Annotated in this window: 21 protein-coding genes; 15 read left to right on the top strand and 6 right to left on the bottom strand. The window is 43.0% G+C overall.

Annotated features, from left to right (window positions below; translation table 11 throughout):
• The 6 genes from cobU to btuD all read left to right on the top strand — a co-directional run bounded on the left by cobU (nt 1) and on the right by btuD (nt 6,061).
• Nucleotides 1-534 carry a bifunctional adenosylcobinamide kinase/adenosylcobinamide-phosphate guanylyltransferase gene (gene cobU, locus ACQEXU_RS06435; protein WP_427010133.1) on the top strand — a complete coding sequence of 178 codons (534 nt, stop codon included), beginning with the start codon at nt 1-3 and terminating at the stop codon, nt 532-534.
• A complete protein-coding gene (locus ACQEXU_RS06430; protein WP_427010132.1) occupies nt 531-1,139 on the top strand; it encodes a histidine phosphatase family protein in 609 nt (202 codons plus the stop codon). The genes cobU and ACQEXU_RS06430 overlap by 4 nt, the downstream gene beginning before the upstream one ends.
• Nucleotides 1,140-1,148: 9 nt before the next feature.
• Nucleotides 1,149-2,939, top strand: coding sequence for a M3 family oligoendopeptidase (locus tag ACQEXU_RS06425; RefSeq protein WP_427010131.1), 1,791 nt, complete (start codon nt 1,149-1,151; stop codon nt 2,937-2,939).
• Nucleotides 2,940-3,167: 228 nt separating this feature from the next.
• Entirely contained in the window at nt 3,168-4,196 is a 1,029-nt protein-coding gene (locus ACQEXU_RS06420) for a succinylglutamate desuccinylase (RefSeq protein WP_427010130.1), read from the top strand.
• 127 nt (nt 4,197-4,323) lie between these two features.
• A complete protein-coding gene (btuC, locus tag ACQEXU_RS06415; RefSeq protein ID WP_367988955.1) occupies nt 4,324-5,319 on the top strand; it encodes a vitamin B12 ABC transporter permease BtuC in 996 nt (331 codons plus the stop codon).
• The gene (gene btuD / locus ACQEXU_RS06410) at nt 5,306-6,061 is read left to right on the top strand and encodes a vitamin B12 ABC transporter ATP-binding protein BtuD (RefSeq protein ID WP_427010129.1); all 756 of its coding nucleotides are present in this window, start codon (nt 5,306-5,308) and stop codon (nt 6,059-6,061) included. Before btuC ends, btuD begins: the two co-directional genes overlap by 14 nt.
• A 77-nt stretch (nt 6,062-6,138) precedes the next feature.
• Here the strand turns inward: btuD and ACQEXU_RS06405 are convergent, their stop codons facing one another.
• A complete protein-coding gene (locus ACQEXU_RS06405) occupies nt 6,139-7,347 on the bottom strand; it encodes an EAL and HDOD domain-containing protein (protein ID WP_427010128.1) in 1,209 nt (402 codons plus the stop codon).
• Between the two features lie 240 nt (nt 7,348-7,587).
• Complete coding sequence (locus ACQEXU_RS06400; RefSeq protein WP_427010127.1) at nt 7,588-8,163, bottom strand: nucleoside triphosphate pyrophosphohydrolase family protein; 576 nt, start codon at nt 8,161-8,163, stop codon at nt 7,588-7,590.
• A 171-nt stretch (nt 8,164-8,334) separates the two neighbouring features.
• Here ACQEXU_RS06400 and ACQEXU_RS06395 point away from each other — a divergent pair, with 171 nt between their 5' ends.
• Nucleotides 8,335-9,405 carry a sensor domain-containing diguanylate cyclase gene (locus tag ACQEXU_RS06395; RefSeq protein WP_427010126.1) on the top strand — a complete coding sequence of 357 codons (1,071 nt, stop codon included), beginning with the start codon at nt 8,335-8,337 and terminating at the stop codon, nt 9,403-9,405.
• A 34-nt stretch (nt 9,406-9,439) separates the two neighbouring features.
• Here ACQEXU_RS06395 and ACQEXU_RS06390 read toward each other — a convergent pair whose 3' ends face one another.
• Nucleotides 9,440-10,009, bottom strand: coding sequence for a DUF1415 domain-containing protein (locus tag ACQEXU_RS06390; RefSeq protein ID WP_427010125.1), 570 nt, complete (start codon nt 10,007-10,009; stop codon nt 9,440-9,442).
• 44 nt (nt 10,010-10,053) lie between these two features.
• Nucleotides 10,054-11,262 (bottom strand): MFS transporter, encoded by a 1,209-nt coding sequence (locus ACQEXU_RS06385; RefSeq protein ID WP_427010124.1) that lies wholly within the window; start codon nt 11,260-11,262, stop codon nt 10,054-10,056.
• 100 nt (nt 11,263-11,362) lie between these two features.
• On the opposite strand from ACQEXU_RS06385, the gene ACQEXU_RS06380 reads away from it, so the two are divergent.
• Nucleotides 11,363-12,232: a LysR family transcriptional regulator gene (locus tag ACQEXU_RS06380; RefSeq protein ID WP_427010123.1), complete on the top strand. Its 870-nt coding sequence runs from the start codon at nt 11,363-11,365 to the stop codon at nt 12,230-12,232.
• Between the two features lie 3 nt (nt 12,233-12,235).
• On the opposite strand, the gene ACQEXU_RS06375 is transcribed toward ACQEXU_RS06380, so the two are convergent.
• Entirely contained in the window at nt 12,236-12,466 is a 231-nt protein-coding gene (locus ACQEXU_RS06375) for a glutaredoxin family protein (RefSeq protein WP_367988963.1), read from the bottom strand.
• 103 nt (nt 12,467-12,569) lie between these two features.
• On the opposite strand from ACQEXU_RS06375, the gene ACQEXU_RS06370 reads away from it, so the two are divergent.
• The 4 genes from ACQEXU_RS06370 (at nt 12,570) to ACQEXU_RS06355 (ending at nt 14,829) form a co-directional block, all read left to right on the top strand.
• Nucleotides 12,570-13,070 carry a M48 family metallopeptidase gene (locus tag ACQEXU_RS06370; protein WP_427010122.1) on the top strand — a complete coding sequence of 167 codons (501 nt, stop codon included), beginning with the start codon at nt 12,570-12,572 and terminating at the stop codon, nt 13,068-13,070.
• Entirely contained in the window at nt 13,070-14,125 is a 1,056-nt protein-coding gene (gene rlmF / locus ACQEXU_RS06365; protein WP_427010121.1) for a 23S rRNA (adenine(1618)-N(6))-methyltransferase RlmF, read from the top strand. The genes ACQEXU_RS06370 and rlmF overlap by 1 nt, the downstream gene beginning before the upstream one ends.
• 35 nt (nt 14,126-14,160) lie before the next feature.
• Nucleotides 14,161-14,352: a hypothetical protein gene (locus ACQEXU_RS06360; protein WP_427010120.1), complete on the top strand. Its 192-nt coding sequence runs from the start codon at nt 14,161-14,163 to the stop codon at nt 14,350-14,352.
• A 93-nt stretch (nt 14,353-14,445) separates the two neighbouring features.
• Complete coding sequence (locus ACQEXU_RS06355; protein ID WP_427010119.1) at nt 14,446-14,829, top strand: VOC family protein; 384 nt, start codon at nt 14,446-14,448, stop codon at nt 14,827-14,829.
• Between the two features lie 122 nt (nt 14,830-14,951).
• Here the strand turns inward: ACQEXU_RS06355 and pilW are convergent, their stop codons facing one another.
• Entirely contained in the window at nt 14,952-15,665 is a 714-nt protein-coding gene (gene pilW, locus ACQEXU_RS06350) for a type IV pilus biogenesis/stability protein PilW (protein ID WP_427010118.1), read from the bottom strand.
• A 323-nt stretch (nt 15,666-15,988) separates the two neighbouring features.
• Here pilW and ACQEXU_RS06345 point away from each other — a divergent pair, with 323 nt between their 5' ends.
• The 3 genes from ACQEXU_RS06345 to ACQEXU_RS06335 all read left to right on the top strand — a co-directional run bounded on the left by ACQEXU_RS06345 (nt 15,989) and on the right by ACQEXU_RS06335 (nt 18,894).
• Nucleotides 15,989-16,258: a DksA/TraR family C4-type zinc finger protein gene (locus tag ACQEXU_RS06345; RefSeq protein ID WP_427010117.1), complete on the top strand. Its 270-nt coding sequence runs from the start codon at nt 15,989-15,991 to the stop codon at nt 16,256-16,258.
• Between the two features lie 361 nt (nt 16,259-16,619).
• Nucleotides 16,620-17,624 (top strand): LacI family DNA-binding transcriptional regulator, encoded by a 1,005-nt coding sequence (locus ACQEXU_RS06340; protein WP_427010116.1) that lies wholly within the window; start codon nt 16,620-16,622, stop codon nt 17,622-17,624.
• Nucleotides 17,625-17,646: 22 nt separating this feature from the next.
• Complete coding sequence (locus ACQEXU_RS06335) at nt 17,647-18,894, top strand: ABC transporter substrate-binding protein (RefSeq protein WP_427010115.1); 1,248 nt, start codon at nt 17,647-17,649, stop codon at nt 18,892-18,894.
• Nucleotides 18,895-18,898: the final 4 nt, after the last annotated feature.

Genomic DNA, 18,898 nt, shown 5'->3' with positions numbered 1-18,898 from the left:
ATGTCTATCCGTCTAGTGTTGGGAGGTGCACGCTCAGGTAAATCCAGTTTTGCTGAATCCTTGGTGGTGAAAAGCGCAACTCAAAACTCGAAAGCCCGGCACTATGTTGCAACCGCGCAGCCGATGGACGATGAAATGCGCCGTCGTATTGCTCATCATCAATTCTCTCGAGATGATCAATGGCAAGAACATGAATGTCCGCTTGCACTACCGCCTTTACTTACCCAATTTACTGAACATGACCTAGTTTTGGTTGATTGTTTAACGTTGTGGCTCAATAACGTGATTTACCATCGCCAAGATGAGCAAGATATTGAACAAGCAGTGAAAGCGTTAACCAATGCTTTGAATGCATGTCATGCAGATGTGGTGTTGGTGTCTAATGAAGTTGGGCTCGGTGTGATCCCCATGGGAGAAGAAACGCGTTTATTTGTCGATAATGCAGGTTGGATGAACCAAGCCATTGCAAAAATCGCTGATGATGTCACCTTCGTTGCAGCCGGATTGCCCTTGGCATTAAAAGGATCGCTATGAGCGATATTGTTAACATCTATTTGCTACGCCATGCCAAGGTCGATAGTCCACCAGCGTTAAATGGCCGAAGTGATGTTCCCGTCGTTTTCGAGACGCAGCGTAAATTGTGTGATTTGCTTGAGCATGAGATCCGTGTGAGTAAAGTGATCTCGTCTCCTTTAAGCCGGTGTGCAGAATTAGCAACTTTATATAGTAAAGCTGTTAATGCAGAGCTCGAAATTGTCCCTTGTTTTCAGGAGATGGATTTTGGTGCTTTTGATGGCAAACCGTTTGATGAACTGCAATCTGAGTGGTCGCAGCTGGAGGACTTTTGGCAAAATCCAGCTGAGAATACCTTACCAAACGCCGAATCATTACAACATTTTTATACCAGAGTGAGTACCGCTTGGATGGAAAGAGTGGGTACTTTCGAGGAAGATACATTGGTGGTGTGCCATGGTGGTACTATCCGAATGATTCTAGCTTCAATCTTACAGCTCGACTGGAAGAATCCTCAGCTGTATTCTTCATTACAAATTGGGTATCAGTCTCTTACCCATTTTCAAGTCATTCAATGTGACAAGCCATATCAGCGGGTGATTACCGTTGGTAGGCCAATCGAATAAGGACGAATCATGACTGCGCCAAGTTGGAATTTAACTGTTGCTTACAACGATCTGTGTGATGAAAAAATCGAACAAGACATAGCGTTGATCAAACAGTGCATTCAATTACTCAACCAACAAGTCAGCAATAGGCGTGCTGTTGGTGTTATTCAAAATGCGATCCTCACCAGAGAAGCTGCTGGCAAGTTGCTTTCAACCATTAATACATTTGCGAACTGTCATGCCTCCGTTGATGCAACAGCACAAGATGCAAAAGCATTGATTGGACGCGTTGCAAAACTCTCTTCGGAACTGAATCAATCATTCACACCGTTTGAAGACGTGCTATCACATGCAGAAGATGATGTGATCGAAGAAATACTTAACCATGATAGTGGTGATGTTTCGGGACAAGCTTTTCAGATCGAATGTTTACGTCAACAAGCGGAAACACAACTGACCGTTGCTGAAGAACAATTGTTATCAGCAATGCAGGTCGATGGGCGCGATGCGTGGGGACGGATGTATGATAACTTAACTGGTGTATTGCAAGTCAACGTAGAACAGCAAGATGGCACTGTTGAGAGCGTTGGTTTTTCACAAGCGGCGAGCGTGCTTTATGGGACTGAATTTTCTCAACAAGAGCCAACATGGCGTGGTATTCAAAAAGCCATGGCAACACATGAACAGACATTTGCTTCAGTGCTGAACGCTCTTGCGGGTTGGCGTTTAACGGAATACCAAAAACGTTCTTCAAAGAAAAAAGTTCACTTCTTAGACCCAAGTTTGCACGAAAGCCGGATAGAAGCGACGACTCTTGATGCGATGATTCGTACGACCAAAGAAAATCGTCATGTTGGGCAGAAAGCGGGTCAACTCATGGCAAAAGTGCACGGGCTAGATGAAATGAAACCGTGGAATCACTTAGCGGGTATGCCGTCTGCAGGCAAAGAAGCGAAGGTGTACGATTTTGATGAAGCAATTGCGCTTATCAAAGCCGCTTTTGCAGAAGTAAGCCAAGACATGGCGGATTTTGTTGATGTGATGATTGAAAAAGGTTGGATTGATGCTGCTCCAACACCAAATCGACGCTTGGGAGCCTATTGCACCAAGTTTGCCGCGACTCGTTCTCCATTAGTCTTTATGACATGGGGTGGTAGCCGTTCCGACTTGCTCACTTTAGCACACGAACTCGGTCATGCGTTCCACAACTGGGTGATGCGTGATATGCCAATATGCCAAACACGCTATCCGATGACGTTGGCAGAAACTGCTTCTATTTTCGCTGAAAATGTTGTGCGTGATCACATGCTTAATCAAGCGAAGAGTAAAGAGGAAAAACTGGAGATGCTATGGGAAGAACTGTCTTCTTGTTATGCGTTGATGGTGAACATCCCGGTTCGATTCGAGTTTGAAAAGGCTTTTTATGAACAAAGAGAGCAGGGGGATTTGGATGCCTCACAACTATGTCAATTGATGAGCAACACGTGGAAAGCGTGGTATGGCGAATCTATGTCTCAGCCCGACCCTTATTTCTGGGCGAGTAAGTTACATTTCAGTATTTCCGAAGTGAGCTTTTACAACTATCCCTATCTCTTTGGGTATCTATTTAGCATTGGCGTTTATAGCCAAAGAGCAGAGAAAGCAGAACGTTTTTACGCGGATTATGTGGATTTATTGCGTGATACTGGCTCAATGATGGCTGAAGATGTGGTGAAAAAACACCTAGGAATGGATCTTTCCGGCAGTGAGTTTTGGCAGCAAAGTATTGATACCGTTAAAGCAAAAATTGATGAGTTTGAAGCATTACTAGATCAATGATAATTCAGATAAATTTGTGATATTCTTGCAAATAAAGCCGAGCTGTTGCTCGGCTTGTCTGTGACAGTACTTCAGCTTAAGTGAAGTCGGTTTACATAATGAGATTCACTGATTCATTTTTTATAATTACGATGAAGCACACGATTTCTATCAATAAGTGAGATCGTAGCAACAAAAATTGTCTGTACAATTCATTAACATACCTGCTGTGCAATAAAGGAGTAGCGCATGACGAAGTCCCTCTTTCGCCAATCTTTTCTGTTAGACAGCCTAGATCTTCAACAAGAGATGCCAGCAGGTGGGCTCACTGTCGCAGCGGGCACCACCTTCAAACTGCATCAAAGAGGTGTGTTGGAGGTGATTCCAGCCAATCTAACCTCTGAATCGAAAAACATCATATTTTCCTGCGGTATCCACGGTGATGAAACCGCCCCTATGGAGCTGGTTGATAAAATCATCGAAGATATCCAAACGGGTTTCCAATCTATTAAGCATCGTTGTTTGTTTATCATCGCTCATCCAGAGGCGACAAATGCTCACACTCGATTTATAGAGCAGAATCTGAATCGACTGTTTGATGAGAAACCTCAATCGCCTTCAAAAGAGCTTGAGATCGCTGTTAATCTAAAGTCTTTGGTCTCTCAGTTTTATGAAGGAACAGAAGAATCAACACGCTGGCATCTGGATCTTCATTGCGCGATTCGTTTGTCAAAGCACTATTCCTTTGTGGTAAGCCCTAAGTCTCGCCATCCTGTTCGTTCAAAAGCTCTGATGGAGTTTATTGAAAGTAGCCATATTGAAGCGGTTCTATTTTCTAATGCACCATCCAGTACCTTTAGCTGGTATAGTGCGGAGAACTTTGCAGCACAAGCACTGACGGTTGAGTTGGGGCGGGTTGCTCGCATTGGAGAAAATGAACTGGAGAAATTAGTCGCATGTGATTTGGCCATGCGAGATTTGATTTCTGATTCGAAAGCAGAACATTTACCACGTAAACCCGTGACCTACCGTGTGAGCCGTACCATTGTTCGTGTTCACGACGATTTTGATTTCCTTTTTGATGATGAAGTTGAAAACTTTACGGCATTTAAGCATGGTGAAGTCTTTGGCCATGATGGTGACAAACCACTGATGGCAAAAAATGAAGGCGAGGCTATTGTGTTTCCTAATCGCCGTGTGACCATTGGCCAACGCGCGGCGTTAATGGTTTGTCCGGTGAAGATTCGCTACGAGGACGATCAAGTCGTTTACGATTGATATCTCATACAATGTTATGGCTTAACCTACCTGAGCATTATTTCATTTAGGTTAAGCCATTATTTTATCCGTTCATTTCTCAAGTCTGTGTTACGCTTGAACTATTCAATTTTACCATTCTCTGGCTATGGAATTTTCTCAACTTTTGGCAAGAAAGCATCAACGTTGGATGCGTTTTGCCATGTTTATGTCTGCAACTCTCATTCTATTTTGCCTCATTTATTTGATGGTTGGAGACGTATTTGTTTCCCTGTTTTCATCCATGACTGACCTTGAACAACAGCTAATTGGACAACTGCGCTTGCCACGATTACTTGCAGCGATTGCGATTGGTGCGTCATTGGCGTTGTCAGGCGCCGTATTGCAGGTATTACTGGGAAACGTGTTGGCGGAGCCGGGCGTATTAGGCATTTCAGGAGGGGCTAGCGTCTTTATGGTGTTGGTACTTTTCTTTATTCCAACGTTGGCGACACCGGTCGGTTTTATGTTGGCGTCGGTCTTTGGCGCATTGTTGTTTACTTTGTTGTTGGTCTCAATGGCAAAAATGATGCGTTTGAGTACCACACGCTTGCTATTAGTTGGGGTGGCGCTCGGCATTCTTACTGGCGCAGTCGTCACTTGGGCGTTTTATTTCAGTGATGAACTCAGTTTAAGGCAGTTAATGTATTGGCTGATGGGGGGAATTGGAGGAGCCAGTTGGTACCAACATTGGTTGACACTCATCATCCTGCCATTCTTTATTTGGCTTTGCCTGCAAGGACAAGTACTCGATAAGTTGATGATGGGTGAATTGCACGCTCAACAGTTGGGTATAAATATTGATGCCATTCGTTGGAAGTTGATTCTGGCCGTTTCTGTTCTAGTCGGTGGCTCGGTCGCGATAGGTGGAGTTATTGGGTTTGTTGGTTTAGTTGTTCCTCATTTATTGCGTTTAGCTTTAGGGACAGAAAACAAATACCTTTTGCCAATGTCTGCGTTAGCTGGGGCAACCTTGGTTGTGTTTGCCGATATTGTTGCCCGTACAGCGTTAAATTCTGCGGAATTGCCGCTGGGAGTGGTAACGACTTCAATTGGTGCTCCTATTTTTATTTGGATGTTAATTAAAAATCATGATACGCGTTAATAGCCTGTCCGTTGGATCTCGTTTGCTGCCGCTCTCCTTTGACGTGCAAGCTGGAGAAGTTCTACATGTGATCGGTCCGAATGGCAGCGGGAAAAGTACACTATTGAGTGCGCTATGTGGCTTACTCGACCACAAAGGTTCGGCGAGCATTGATGGTTGTGAAGTGGGGCAAGCATCTGTTGAGCAACTGGCTCAAGTTCGTGCGTTTCTTAGTCAATCGGGTAGGCCAGCTTTTAATCTCGATGTTGTGCAATACCTATCGCTATCTATTCCAGCTCATTGTGATATTGAAGAACAAAAGGTCAAGCAAGCCGTTCTAGAGTTAACCTCGTTATTGGAACTACAAGATAAACTGCATCGTTCTATTCATTATTTATCGGGTGGTGAATGGCAACGTGTCCGCTTGGCCGCGATTTGTTTGCAAGTGTGGCCAGCGCTCAATCCATACGCCAAATTATTAGTATTGGATGAGCCAGCAGCGCCATTAGATATAGGCCAAGAAGTCTTATTGTATAAGCTTATCCATCGTATTGCGGAGATGGGATTAAGTGTGGTGATGTCAAACCACGATTTAAATCGTACTTTGAAGTATGCGGACAAAGCGCTCTTGTTAGACAAAGGAGTGTTGAAAGAAGTTGGTGTATGTGAAGATGTGTTAAATGAAGCGACACTAACCGAAGTGTTTAAAACGCCCGTCAGGCGCGTATTTGTAGATGGTGCTGCTGTGCTTCTTTTTGATTAAGCCAAGCACTGCTGTGCATTGGCTTAATCTGGCCATTAATACGCCTGTTGATATATTCAAAAATGAATAATTATTGCTTAGTAGTTAATGGAGTCGACCCACTTTATGGACTCTTTATAACAGGTCGCCGCATCACCAATGGTGAGTCCTAATTCACGCAAGCTCATCTCAGCCATGGTCCAGTTTGCTTCCTCCAATTGTTGTACCGTCTCCAGTAGTTTCCCGTAATTGTTTGTTTTGGTCACGATGGCATCTTTCATTATTCTCGGTAATGCCAGTCGATCAATAACTACGTTAATTGGCGTATCTAAGATGGAGTCTGCTAGAGAAAATAACCCGACTAAAAAAGCCGTCGCACTAGCTAATTGATTTTTGGGTTGTTTGAGCGCCATGTGTTCACAGAATTTAGCTCGGATCAGGGCTAAGTTAGATAACTCCGTTGGTTTAGACGCACTACTACGCGATAGAGCCACGCTCACGAACTTTAGAAGTTCATCTTTACCGAGGAACGAGATAGCCCCTTTAACTGAAGTAATGTTACCGCGCTTATTGAAGTAGCTTGAATTAACAAAAGAAAGCAGATTAATAATTAGAACCGCATCATTTTTAAATAGTTCTTCTATCTCATCTGTTTTGTAATTTTCTTCAGATAATATTGCAACTATATTCAGTAGGTTGGCAATTTTATTTGAAACTTTCTCTGACTTAATAACTTCAGGCTTTGCAAAGAAATATCCTTGAAATAAGTCAAACCCAAGTTCATGAAGTCGTAGGTATTCCTTTTTAGTTTCCACCTTTTCTGCGACCAATAATAAATCTGGATAGCGCTCTTTGATTGATAGGGCTATGTTGATTCGTTTGGTCGTGGCCTGCCTAATATCCACTTTTAACATAGCGATATGCGGAAGGAACTTTTGCCAGCTGTTATGAAAGCTAAAGTCATCCAATGCGACTCGATAACCTTTCTCTTTGACATCAATAACAGTTTGTAAATTTTCTGAATTAGGCTCTACGGTTTCGACAATTTCTACAATGACATTATTTGAGTTTAAGCATTCAATATTGGCGGTAGAGAGAGATTCATTGCAGAAGTTGATAAATGCATATTTTTCTTGCGCAATGAGGTTGAGGTAGTCTGAAGACACTACTTTGACGACACTTTCGGTTGCGACTTGCGATGAAATGTCGGGGAATGAGTTTGAATTTCCGTCTCGAAACAATAATTCATAACCGTAAACATTACTGTCTCTATCAAAAATTGGCTGTCTAGCTATGAAAATATCCATATATTAGATTCTTGAACCTTACTGTAACTAACACAAGCTTACTGAAAAAATCATTACAAATAACACCACATGTATTTTAGTTCTGAGTGGCCTTTGTTAGGCCGTATTTTTAATAAAATACGTTATTCTGTGTTAGCACGATAGCGGAATTCTGATTTATATGGAAGGAGAGTATTTGCATAGTTATACCCAAGACCATAAGCAATTCTAATACTCACGGCCTTGGATCGAGGGAGGTGCTTATTGAGCGAGTTTTGCTAAATCAGCAGGACGATAGTAAACCGACTTCAATACCTTTCCTTGGCGAATGGTTTTTGCTTCTGATACAAAATCTTCTGCACACTTCGCGATAATGTAATCGCCTTTTTGTACCGCCATTAGCTTAATACCTTGTTCTGCATAGTGAACTTCGGTGTCCGCATATTCTTTCTCATTGCGACATACTTTGCTCATGTTGCTTGAATGGACTTCATCCCAACATGGTAGGAAGTCAATGCCACGGTTTACGGCAACGTTAAGTAGCAAATCGATGAGATAGCTAATTGATTGATTATCTTCTACTTTACTGTGTCCGAGATGCACGAGACGGCCCATCAATACGTACACGCTATCGACAATAGCGTCAGCTTGTTCAGTCTTACAATCTGCTTCAGCAAGCTCTGTCAATTCTTCAATAATCAAAGAAGTATGCAGAGTATCGGCTTTTTCGTCTAAGCTTTCAGGAGAAGCGACAGGTAAATCGAAAGTACTACGAAATTCAGTAATGTCGCGGTAAAGGTGGTCGAATGTTTCTTGAGTCAGTTTTGATAAATGCATGAGCTTAGTCCGCCTTTAATTAGTATCGCGCAATACTAACAAAGCATCGTTAGTGTCGCTATGTGAGAGTGAAAAAATGTTGGATAACGATAGGGATATCGTGCAGCAATAACAGGATGGCATGAATTGAGATGCCTGAGTTCAATCACAATGTGAATCACTGGAAACAATATGCAAACAAACAACAGTGAACGGGTCATTCGTGGGTTGTACCAAATTACGAACGATTACCAAAAAGGATTTGATATCCAAGTTACTCAATTGCTCATGATGGGGTTAGAGGGATATAACTTAGATATTGCAATACTCTCGAAAATCGAAGGTAACACCTACACGATTTTAAATTGTGTCACGCCAGAAGAAGTGGACTTAAATCCCGGTGACTCATTTGACTTTAATGATACTTACTGTGAAATCACTTGCCGCTCATACGGTCCTGTTGCGATAGAACACATGGGAGAAAGTGAAAACTATGCCCGCCATCCAGCTTATAAAACCTTTGGTCTTGAATCCTATATCGGCATTCCAATATTTGTAGATGACGAAGTTTTTGGAACGCTGAACTTTTCTTCTGCTAAACCTTACTCGGGAAAATTTGACCAATTTGACCTCGATATCCTTAAATTGATGGCGTCTTGGATTGAGGTAGAGTTGATTCGCCGCAACCAAGAGCGAGAGCTAAAGAAACTCAATGAGAAGCTAGAGTTCCAGGCCAATTTTGATTCACTGACCATGCTACCGAATCGCCGTAGTATATTTAGAACACTCAAGCGCGATATTGAGCATATGAGGACGTATGGTGGGAAGGGGACCTTAGCCGTCGCAGATATCGACCACTTTAAGAAAGTTAATGATACTTATGGTCACCAGAAAGGTGATGAGATCTTGCAGCAGGTTGCGATGTTGCTTAATGAACAGCTAACTGAGCAAGGTGTTGCCGCTCGTTTTGGTGGTGAAGAGTTTTTGATTTGGATTCCGGGAGGAACGATTGAACAGCGGCACCACTTTACACAAGAATTATGTCAATGCGTGAACAAAATCGTACTAGACGATAAGCCAGTTACTATCTCAATTGGTGCGGCAGATTTTGATTTTGCAATGAATACCAGTGAAGATGAAAATAGAAGCTTGATCGACCAACTTATCTTAATTGCGGATGAATGCATGTACCAAGCTAAGCAACGAGGAAGAAATTGTGTGGTGTATAAGTGCTTTCAGATAGAGCCGGTAGTGACAAAATAAAAGGCTCCTAAGAGCCTTTATAGAACTTAGGGTGTTAAACAAATAAATAAGGAAACAGTTTTTTACGTTCTTCAGCCGTTAGAGACTGTACGCGAGCAATGTTGGTGTCTGGAATTGCTTCAGGATTTGGGTAATGTTTGAGTACCTTCTCCATGCTCTCTTCTCGGATCAAATGAAACACTGGATAGGGTGCACGATTCGTTAGGTTTTCATCATCGTCAGGGTCTGCATCAGCAAAGCAGTAATCAGGGTGAAATGTTGCGAGTTGGAAAGTGCCTTCCCAACCTTCTTGGCGGATCAGCGCCTCAATCCAATCAATAAATAGATTGTAATCCCAAAAGTCTTGCAGCATGTCTGGCACGGCAACAAGAGTGGTTTCAAGTTCACTGACGGGGGTCGTTTCTAATTCTTGGAATTGCTCTAGGATATCTTGTAGTAAATCTTCTTCAGAAGTGGCATGGCTAATAAAGATTTTAATCTGTTTGTTGCGTTGAGGCTTTGCCGCAAAAGGACATAGGTTTAGTCCAATGACGACATCATTTAGCCATTGATTGACCTGTTGAGCGATGGTTTCTGTATGTTGTGTTGAGCGAGTGTTTGACATTGTGCTTCTGTGTTCAAATAGTTATCTGAGCAGAGAATAACAAATTACATTGCTTCAGGCTGTGTTTTTATTTGGTCGAGCTGGTGAGTTCGTTTTAGCTTGAGGATGAGCCCAAACATCAGCAAATATAACATCATGCCTCCAGCAATGACTTCAGCCCATCCGCCATGTTGCCACAAATAGATTAAGAAAAATCCACCTAAGCTTCCACCAATGTAGTAATGCACCAAATAAAGAGCGGTCGCGGTGGCTTTGCCTTGAACTGCTTTTCGGCTAACCCATCCGTAAGCCAGAGTATGGGTAAAAAAAGCGCCAAAGCTGATTAATAAGAGCCCAGCTAACATAAAAGGAAGTTGATCAATGTAAGCCAACCACATTCCCATCATGCTAATGATGCTACCAAACAACATGCCTGAAACAGCTCCGTGGCGTAGTAACCATGAGCCGGATAGCTTAGAGCTTATAGTACCGGCTAAATAACAAAGGAAAATGAGTGAAGCTAGCGCGATTGGTAGGGAGTGGGGGGCGCTTACGAGGCGAAAACCCATGACAGTATACAAGTTGACAAAGAGTGCGAAGTTAAGGCCGCCAACCAACATAGCAAACCATAGCTTTTGGTTTTGCAGATGCTTGACTAGTGCACGATTGTGGAACCGCAGCATGCCTTTTTGTGGTTTAAAGTTTTTTTGTTTCGGCAGCAATAGCTGTAGACACACGGCACCAAGCAACGTGAGAGTAGCCATAATCAATACGGCAGCTTCCCAACTTAATAAGTCAGCCAACGTTCCACCAGCAATTCGACCACTAATCCCACCCAATGAGTTTGCCGCTATATAACCACCAATGGCGAGGGAGAATGCTTTTTCAGATAATTCTTCTGCCATATATGCTACCGCGACTGAGGCAAAAGCCGCTAAGGCAAGGCCAAGTAATGCGCGAAATAAAACCAGCATAATTAACGAATCAGTTAACGACATACACAAGCCAATTGCTGGCAAGGCATATAGCCCTATCAACATGACGTTTCGGCGTCCATATATTTCCGAGCAAACCGCCCAAGGGACAAGGGATACCGCCAGTGTCAATGTCGTAGCAGCAAATACCCAGTTAATCTGAGTTTCAGACACGACAAAGTGCTTTGCTAGCAGCGGTAACATAGGCTGTAAAAGATAGAGATTACAAAAGACCAAAAATGAGCCCAGCGCTAAAGTGAGCGTAATTTTCTTGTAGGCTTTAGAGCCGGATTCGATCATAGGAGCACCTTAAGTGAGGAACGTGATCAAATTATCAGCAAGCATGAGATATATAAAATATATTAAAAATATGATTATGATATATTTTTGATCTAGTTAGATGGACTCGAAACACCTCAACCACTTTGTCGCAGTCGCTGAACACTGTAACTTTACCCACGCTGCAAAAGCACTGCATATTGCCCAGCCAGCGCTGAGCATATCGATTAAAAAATTTGAACAGCTATTAGGCTTTGAGTTATTCAAACGCGAAGACAGAAAAGTCACGTTAACTAATGAAGGTGAGCTGTTATACGAGCATGCCAAGCGGATCATCCAACAAATTGACGATGCAAAACTGGCGATGGACGAGCTTAAAGGGTTAGAAAAAGGAGAAGTTCGGCTCGGGGCTCCAAGTATGATGGGGTCTTACTTTTTTCCAGAAATATTAATGGCATTTAAGTCGCGCTACCCCAACTTAAAGCTCACTTTGGTTGATGCCGGAACGCGTTCATTAAAGAAAATGTTGTTTGAGGGAGAACTGGATATTGCGGTTATCGTTGGTGATGATGTCACAGACGATCTGGAATCGGATCACTTATTGTCTGCCGAGATGGTTGCAGTCGTGGGCAAAGAGCACGAGCTTGCTCAGCAAGATACAGTCGACTTTAAGGCTTTTTTTGGTCAAGAGCTGGTGATGTTTAAGCCCGGTTATTTCCACCGAGACTTTTTAGAGCAGATGGCCGTTCAAAACAACAGTGACTTACAGCTCTCTTTTGAAAGTAATTTGTTGCCGATGATTTTAAGTATTGTGAAGCATGAATTTGCGATTACAGCTTTGCTGGATTTGGTGGCGAACAATGAACCGGATGTAGTAGGGGTGCCATTTACTACCCCTGTGGTTTTTGACCTTGCTTTAGCATGGAGAAAAGACGGTTATCTGTCGATCGCAGATCGGACGTTTATCGAATTTGTAAAACGCTATGTGTAGAACCTATTTTCCGTTGTATATCTTCTCAAAGTTATTTGGATTCCAGCCAACCATGTAACGATCACCAATCTTCAATACAGGTAGTGAGCGAGCTCCAATCGCATCTAATTCTTTGCGGCCACGTTGCATTTTCGCATTTGTTAGACGGTATTTATAACCTTTAGAGTCCAAGTAGCGCTGCGCATCTTTACAGTGTGGACATTTATCTTTTACGTACAGTACCAGTCTTTTCATTGGTTGATCCTCTAGCTTTTAGCCGGGGAGTGTAACGAAAAGACAGTGAATGGCAAGCGTGATTCAGGTAAACTGACGCCCTTTCAACTGACACCCGCACGCTATGCATCCTGCAATTCGATACATTCAAGGTTACCCTGAGCACATTGTTTCTCAAGTCGAGCAATTGGTAGACAGTGGCCGTCTTGAAGCTTGGTTTGAAAACCGCTACCCGCAAAATCACACCATCAAAAGTGAAAAAGCGCTGTTTGAATATGCTATTGAGATCAAAAATCGCTATATGAAGAAAACGGCGCCGCTGAGCAAAGTGGTGTACGACGGGAAAATTCATCTGATCAATAATGCGTTAGGGCTTCACACCTATGCATCCCGTGTTCATGGGAATAAAATTAAAGCCAAAAATGAAATTCGTATCGCTAATATGTTTCGCAATGCGCCTGAGCCATTGTTACGAATGCTAGTGGTGCATGAGTTAGCACACCTGAAAGAGAAAGAACACAACAAAGCCTTTTATCAGCTCTGTTGTCATATGGAGCCGGATTATCACCAACTTGAGCTCGATGCTCGTTTGTTTATGATTTATCTGGAAACGAAAGACAAATAATGAAGAATACTAACAACAACGCCAAAACCAAGCCTGCAAAGTCAAAAAAGGGCGGGGCTTCTCTTGCATCAAAATCGACAATGAAGTTTACCCAAGTGAAGGGAAAAGCAGGGCTACATGCGCGCAACCCACATGTTGGCCGTTACGATTTTGATGAGTTAATCAAAGCGCTGCCTGAACTGAGTAAGCATGTGATCCGAAATCCCAAAGGGGAAAAGAGTATTAACTTTTCAGATCCTTTGGCGGTGAAATTATTGAACAAGGCGTTGTTAACCCATCACTATGACATTGAGTTTTGGGATATCCCTCAAGGGTATTTATGTCCGCCGATTCCCGGACGCGCAGATTACATTCATCGTTTAGCAGAGCTTGTGAGTAAAGAGTGCAAAGGGATTAAGCATAACCGACTACGAGCGCTAGATGTCGGTGTCGGTGCCAATTGCATTTATCCTATCGTGGCGACAACAGAATATGGCTGGCAATACGTTGGTAGCGATGTTGACCCTAAATCGATCAAAGCTGCAAATGCGATTGCTGCAAGTAACAAAGGACTTAATGGCAAGGTTGAGTGTCGATTGCAAAACGACAGTCGTCATTTTTTCAAAGGGATCATCCAACCCGACGAATTCTTCGATGTAACAACATGTAATCCACCATTCCATAAGTCAATGGAAGAAGCCCAGCAAGGTACGCTGCGAAAAAATAACAACTTAAAAGCAAATAAATCAAAGCGTGGACAGGCTCAGTCGAAAGAAAAATCGACCAGTCTTAATTTCGGTGGTCAAAATGCTGAGTTATGGTGCCCGGGTGGTGAGGCGGCTTTCATTAAGAACATGGCGTTTGAAAGTGAACAGTTTGCTGAGCAAGTATTGTGGTTCACGACGTTGATCTCAAAGAAAGAGAATGTTCGCTGGCTTCGTAAGAACTTAGAGAAGTGTGGTGCGGTGGAAGCCGTTGTTGTTGAGATGAGTCAAGGTCAAAAAATCAGTCGATTTATGGCATGGACGTTCAAAACCGCCGAGCAGCGCAAACAGTGGTTAAAGGTTAAGTGCTAAGCTTTTGTTATTAGGGAATTGATAAAGGAGGGCATATGGAATTTGAGATCTATATGCCTTGCGAACCTGCTTGGATTTGTGACAGTTTTCTTTTCTTATTTGCCGGCCTGTTTATTCTGGGGCTTATTGGCTTCATCCGTATTTTGTTTCTCGAATACCGCAAAATTCAACGTGCCCAACGCGTTCGTAAGCGTCGCCAGACGCATTACACGAAACGAAAAAAATAGCCTCATTTGATGTCAAATTTGTCGTGAAGATTCAATAAATATTTAACCAGTTGAGTACACTGAATGTTCAGGCAAACAGGAGGTGAAAACAAGATGAAACTTAAATACACCATACTCTATGTAGACAGTGTTTTAAAAACGATAGAGTTTTATGAGCAAGCTTTCCAACTGAAAAGAGCAATGGTCCTTGAAGAAGGCGACTATGGTGAGCTGGATACTGGCGAAGTTACATTATCTTTTTGTTCACTTGAGCTGATGAAAAGTCTGGGGAAAGGAGCCGTACCTCCATGTGCCTCAGCACCTACTTTTGAAATTGCATTCGAAACAGAAAATGTTTCAGAAGCTCTGGAACGAGCTTTAGCTGCGGGCGCCCAACTTGTTCAACCCGTACAAGAAATGCCATGGGGGCAAACAACGGCTTATGTACATGACATTAATGGCTTTTTAGTTGAGATCTGCAGTCCAATACCAGCTTGATAAATAGCTTGCTTAATATGTTGAAAAGGGAGGAACATGTGTCCTCCCTTTGTTAATATGCGTTAAAGGATTTATCCGCTTCCACATTACCGCTTAAAGACTTCCTTCAGAAGAGTTGATGATTAACTTAAAGCAGCCAACTGCTTACGATATTTTTTCTCCAAAGCTTCGTTTCCTGCTTTTTGCTCCAACTCCACGAGTAATCCGAGTGAAGCTTTTTGTACGCCATAACGTTGATGGAACTGCATTAAGCGAATTCGCGCCTCTTTGTAACTGCCCGCATCGATTTCCAACCTCGCTAGATAAAGAATAGAGCGAACACGGTTTGGATCGTGATCGAGAGTACGAGTAAAGTAGTTTTTGGCTTTCTCAGTTTCTCCTGCTTTGAGTGCGCAGAATGCTGCATTTTCATAGCTAGCAGAAATGAGGTAGTAATAAGGCTGCTCGATAGCGCGATTAAAGTAGCGGTCCGCTTGTTCGTACTCCCCTTGTTTGCACAAGAACGTACCGTAGTTGTTCAGCACATTACCGTTACTGGGATTCTGTCTTAAGGATTTTTTGTATAGCGAGTTCGCTGATTCATCTTCGCCAACTTTTTCGTAGTAATGCGCCAGAGAGAGTTGAGCTCGATAGTAATCAGGGTAATGTTTTAAGGCTTTTTCAAGGTTTTCTCTCGCCTTCACCATATTACCTTGTTCTAGGTAACCCATACCTAAGGCGATGCGTGCTTCGGCTTTTTCTTTGGGATTGGAAACAATTTCTGGTGAATCAGTTGTTTCTACCGTCACACAACCGACTAGCGTCGATGCCAGTATTAGTGATGTCCATTTTTTCATCGTAACCCCCAAATATTCTGCTGAGGCTAGTTTATGGTGTTCAAGTAACAATGGGAGTTTTGCCGAAAGGCAATGCGAGTGAGTTATCAATATGATGTAAAAAGAAAAAATGGGGCGCTATATTTTACTTGAAATGGATGTTTGCTCGAATGTGTATTCAAACAGACAGCGACTTGGAGAGAAGAGCACTAAGCGTAAGCCTATAGGTTAACTATGATTATTTTTACTCTATTGTAATAGTGATTCAATTTTTTGGTTATTATCACCTAATCAGTTGTAATCCATAATGTGCGTCCAGTCATTCATTATATGTGGAGGCCATGATGGCGAATGGATTTACAAAAGATGGTGGCGTTCAAGATCAAATCGATGCCACTGTTATTGATGCAATCAAACGTGCTCGTGCACATTTAAACCAAGAACATAATGACACGGAATTTTGCTTGGAATGTGGTGAGCGTATTCCAAGTGCTCGAAGAAAAATCATACCGGGCGTCGAGCTATGTATTGAGTGTCAGGAAAAAGAAGATGCTCGTGAAAAGGCTTTAACTCTTTTTAATTGTCGAGCGAGTAAAGACAGCCAACTACGTTAGCAAAGTTTAACTTCAATAAGGTACAAAATCTGATGGATTTTGTACCTTTTTTACCACTACTCATCTTGTGCCGAAAGCTAAATAGTAATGATGTTTCTATACATTCTGACTCTTTTGGCCCTCCTTAGCAGAGGCTTTTTATTTCCTCAAAAACTTGCTCGAACTGTCGCTATGAAACAGTTTCATGAGCATGAGCAAAACTGTAAGTCGCTTCATTTTTTATCAAATTACTCAATTTACCCTCAAATTCAGTGTGATATTACTCACGCTAAACTAGTTATGAATCCTCAATAATCCGGCTCATGAAAGCGGTTTCGAAACAATTGAAACTTGCAGTGTGAGGCTTGAGATGAGGTGTCTTGTGACAACAATTAAAGATGTATCTGAATATGCAGGTGTTTCTCAAGCGACCGTTTCTAGAGTCATCAATGGTACGTGCCGCGTGAACCATGACAAAAAGCTTAAAGTCGAAAAAGCGATTCAAGCGCTGGGTTATCGCCCGAATTCCATTGCGCAAGCTTTAGCTTCGAGCCGTACGGGCAGTATTGGCATCATCGTTCCTGAATTGGGTGGGCCATTTTATTCAGGAATTTTGCATAGTATTGAAGAACGTTTGCGCCGCATGGGCTACCACGTTGTGGTAACCGCAGGTTCAAATACTGAGCAAAGCCAGCGTGAATCGGTTGAGTTTTTATTAAGTCGTCAAGTGGATGCCATGATTTTGCATACACAAAGCCTTTCTGACGACTATTTGATCGACCTAGGTGAACGAGGAACTCCGGTGGTTCTGGTGAACCGTTATATCCCAGAAATAGCGCACAACTGCATCGAGATCGATAACGAATTTGGTGGCCGAATGGCAACTGAATATTTGTTGCGAATGGGGCATCGTAACATAGCGTGCATTACCGGACCTCTGGACAGATCTGACGCTCGGGGGCGTCTACAAGGTTATCGCAAGGCTCTTGAAGAGGCGGAAATCTTGTATGACGAAGCGTTGGTGTCCGAGGCCGGCTTTACTGAAGAGTCAGGGAGCAGGGCAATGCATAAATTGCTGAAACGTGAAAGCGTTTTTACAGCCGTATTTGCTTGCAATGATCACATGGCATTTGGGGCTTATGAGGTTTTAAAAGCTGATGGTATATCAGTGCCAGATAGCATCTCACTAGTGGGTTTCGACGACATCCTGTTCGCGCGTTACCTTACACCTGCCTTAACCACCATTAACTTTCCTATTGAGCAAATGAGTGCGGAAGCTGTCCGGCTAGTGATTCAAATTCTCAATAAAAACCAACGAGATGTGAACTTCAAACTGTCACCTAATTTAGTGCCAAGAAGTTCTGTCAAGGAACTCCATACTCTATAAAACGATAATTAAGGACAATAACATGAAACTGAAAACTTTGACGCTTGCCATGACTACTGCTTTGGGTGTTGTTGCAACGGTGAATGCGGCTGATGATACCAAAATTCGCTTTGATGGCTTTCCTGATTTTGATAGTAGCTTGAAAGTGTTGCTACCAGACTTCGAGAAAGAAACAGGCATCAAGGTGGATTACCTAATGAACAACCATGGTGACCACCATACCAAGTTAACAACCAACTTGGCGACGGGCTCTGGTGCGGGTGATGTGATTGTTGTTGATGTGGAAAAAATAGGCCCATTTGTAGCGTCGGGTGGTTTGGTCAATCTGTCTGAAAAGTATGGGGCAGATAAATACGCAGAAAGCTTTGCTGCATATGCGTGGACGCAGGGAAAAGGCGCGGATGGTGATGTTTACGGCATGCCCGTTGATCTAGGTCCTGGCGTGATGTACTACCGTACAGATGTTTTCGAAAAAGCAGGTATCGATGTCAATCAAGCGATCAAAGATTGGGATTCTTATATCGCCGCCGGTGAAAAGCTTAAACAGCAAAATGTTCAGTTGATCGCTTCTGCTGCGGATGTGGCACAAGCAATCATTTTTACCACCGTTCCTGAAGGTGAAGGTCTGTACTTCGATAAAGATGGCAATCCTGTTGTGACCTCTGAGCGCTTTGTTCATGCTTTTGAAGTGGCGAAAGAGATCCGCGACAAAGGTTTGGACGGTCGAATTCTTGCGTGGTCAAACGAATGGTATGAAGGTTTCCGTAACGGCACATTTGCGACTCAGCTTTCTGGTGCTTGGCTACTTGGTCACCTAAACAACTGGATTGCGCCAGAAACAGCAGGCAGCTGGGGCGTGTCTAACCTTCCTGATGGTATATACGGAAGCTGGGGCGGCTCATTCTTATCGATTCCAACCCAATCTAAACACCAAGATGAAGCGTGGAAGCTGATCGAATACATGACAACCAAGCGTGATATTCAGCTTAAACACTTCGAAACCATTGCCGCATTCCCTGCCAACACAACCACCTACGATGACCCAATGTTCGAAGAGAAAATCGAATTCCTAGGTGGTCAGCAAGCGCGTCTATTGTTTGCTGAAGTGGCGCAAAACATCAAACCAGTGGCACCAGCGAAAGGTGATCACGTTGCTCGTTCTATCATCCTAGAGAATGCACTGATGGAAGTGCTGGATGAAGGCAAGGACATCAAGACTGCGCTTAAAGAAGCAGAGCGCATGATCAAGCGTCGTACACGTAATCTGTAATTTT

This window comes from Vibrio sp. TRT 21S02, assembly GCF_050113675.1.
Taxonomy (GTDB): domain Bacteria; phylum Pseudomonadota; class Gammaproteobacteria; order Enterobacterales; family Vibrionaceae; genus Vibrio.
This window is presented reverse-complemented; position numbering and strand designations above follow the sequence as displayed.

Coding starts and splice junctions, on each gene's coding strand:
- rlmF (WP_427010121.1), top strand. CDS start 13,070: ATGAAGAATACTAACAACAACGCCAAAACCAAGCCTGCAAAGTCAAAA.
- ACQEXU_RS06385 (WP_427010124.1), bottom strand. CDS start 11,262: ATGATCGAATCCGGCTCTAAAGCCTACAAGAAAATTACGCTCACTTTA.
- ACQEXU_RS06335 (WP_427010115.1), top strand. CDS start 17,647: ATGAAACTGAAAACTTTGACGCTTGCCATGACTACTGCTTTGGGTGTT.
- btuC (WP_367988955.1), top strand. CDS start 4,324: ATGGAATTTTCTCAACTTTTGGCAAGAAAGCATCAACGTTGGATGCGT.
- pilW (WP_427010118.1), bottom strand. CDS start 15,665: ATGAAAAAATGGACATCACTAATACTGGCATCGACGCTAGTCGGTTGT.
- ACQEXU_RS06430 (WP_427010132.1), top strand. CDS start 531: ATGAGCGATATTGTTAACATCTATTTGCTACGCCATGCCAAGGTCGAT.
- ACQEXU_RS06390 (WP_427010125.1), bottom strand. CDS start 10,009: ATGTCAAACACTCGCTCAACACAACATACAGAAACCATCGCTCAACAG.
- ACQEXU_RS06375 (WP_367988963.1), bottom strand. CDS start 12,466: ATGAAAAGACTGGTACTGTACGTAAAAGATAAATGTCCACACTGTAAA.
- ACQEXU_RS06420 (WP_427010130.1), top strand. CDS start 3,168: ATGACGAAGTCCCTCTTTCGCCAATCTTTTCTGTTAGACAGCCTAGAT.
- ACQEXU_RS06405 (WP_427010128.1), bottom strand. CDS start 7,347: ATGGATATTTTCATAGCTAGACAGCCAATTTTTGATAGAGACAGTAAT.
- ACQEXU_RS06395 (WP_427010126.1), top strand. CDS start 8,335: ATGCAAACAAACAACAGTGAACGGGTCATTCGTGGGTTGTACCAAATT.
- ACQEXU_RS06345 (WP_427010117.1), top strand. CDS start 15,989: ATGGCGAATGGATTTACAAAAGATGGTGGCGTTCAAGATCAAATCGAT.
- cobU (WP_427010133.1), top strand. CDS start 1: ATGTCTATCCGTCTAGTGTTGGGAGGTGCACGCTCAGGTAAATCCAGT.
- ACQEXU_RS06370 (WP_427010122.1), top strand. CDS start 12,570: ATGCATCCTGCAATTCGATACATTCAAGGTTACCCTGAGCACATTGTT.
- ACQEXU_RS06360 (WP_427010120.1), top strand. CDS start 14,161: ATGGAATTTGAGATCTATATGCCTTGCGAACCTGCTTGGATTTGTGAC.
- ACQEXU_RS06355 (WP_427010119.1), top strand. CDS start 14,446: ATGAAACTTAAATACACCATACTCTATGTAGACAGTGTTTTAAAAACG.
- ACQEXU_RS06425 (WP_427010131.1), top strand. CDS start 1,149: ATGACTGCGCCAAGTTGGAATTTAACTGTTGCTTACAACGATCTGTGT.
- btuD (WP_427010129.1), top strand. CDS start 5,306: ATGATACGCGTTAATAGCCTGTCCGTTGGATCTCGTTTGCTGCCGCTC.
- ACQEXU_RS06400 (WP_427010127.1), bottom strand. CDS start 8,163: ATGCATTTATCAAAACTGACTCAAGAAACATTCGACCACCTTTACCGC.
- ACQEXU_RS06380 (WP_427010123.1), top strand. CDS start 11,363: ATGGACTCGAAACACCTCAACCACTTTGTCGCAGTCGCTGAACACTGT.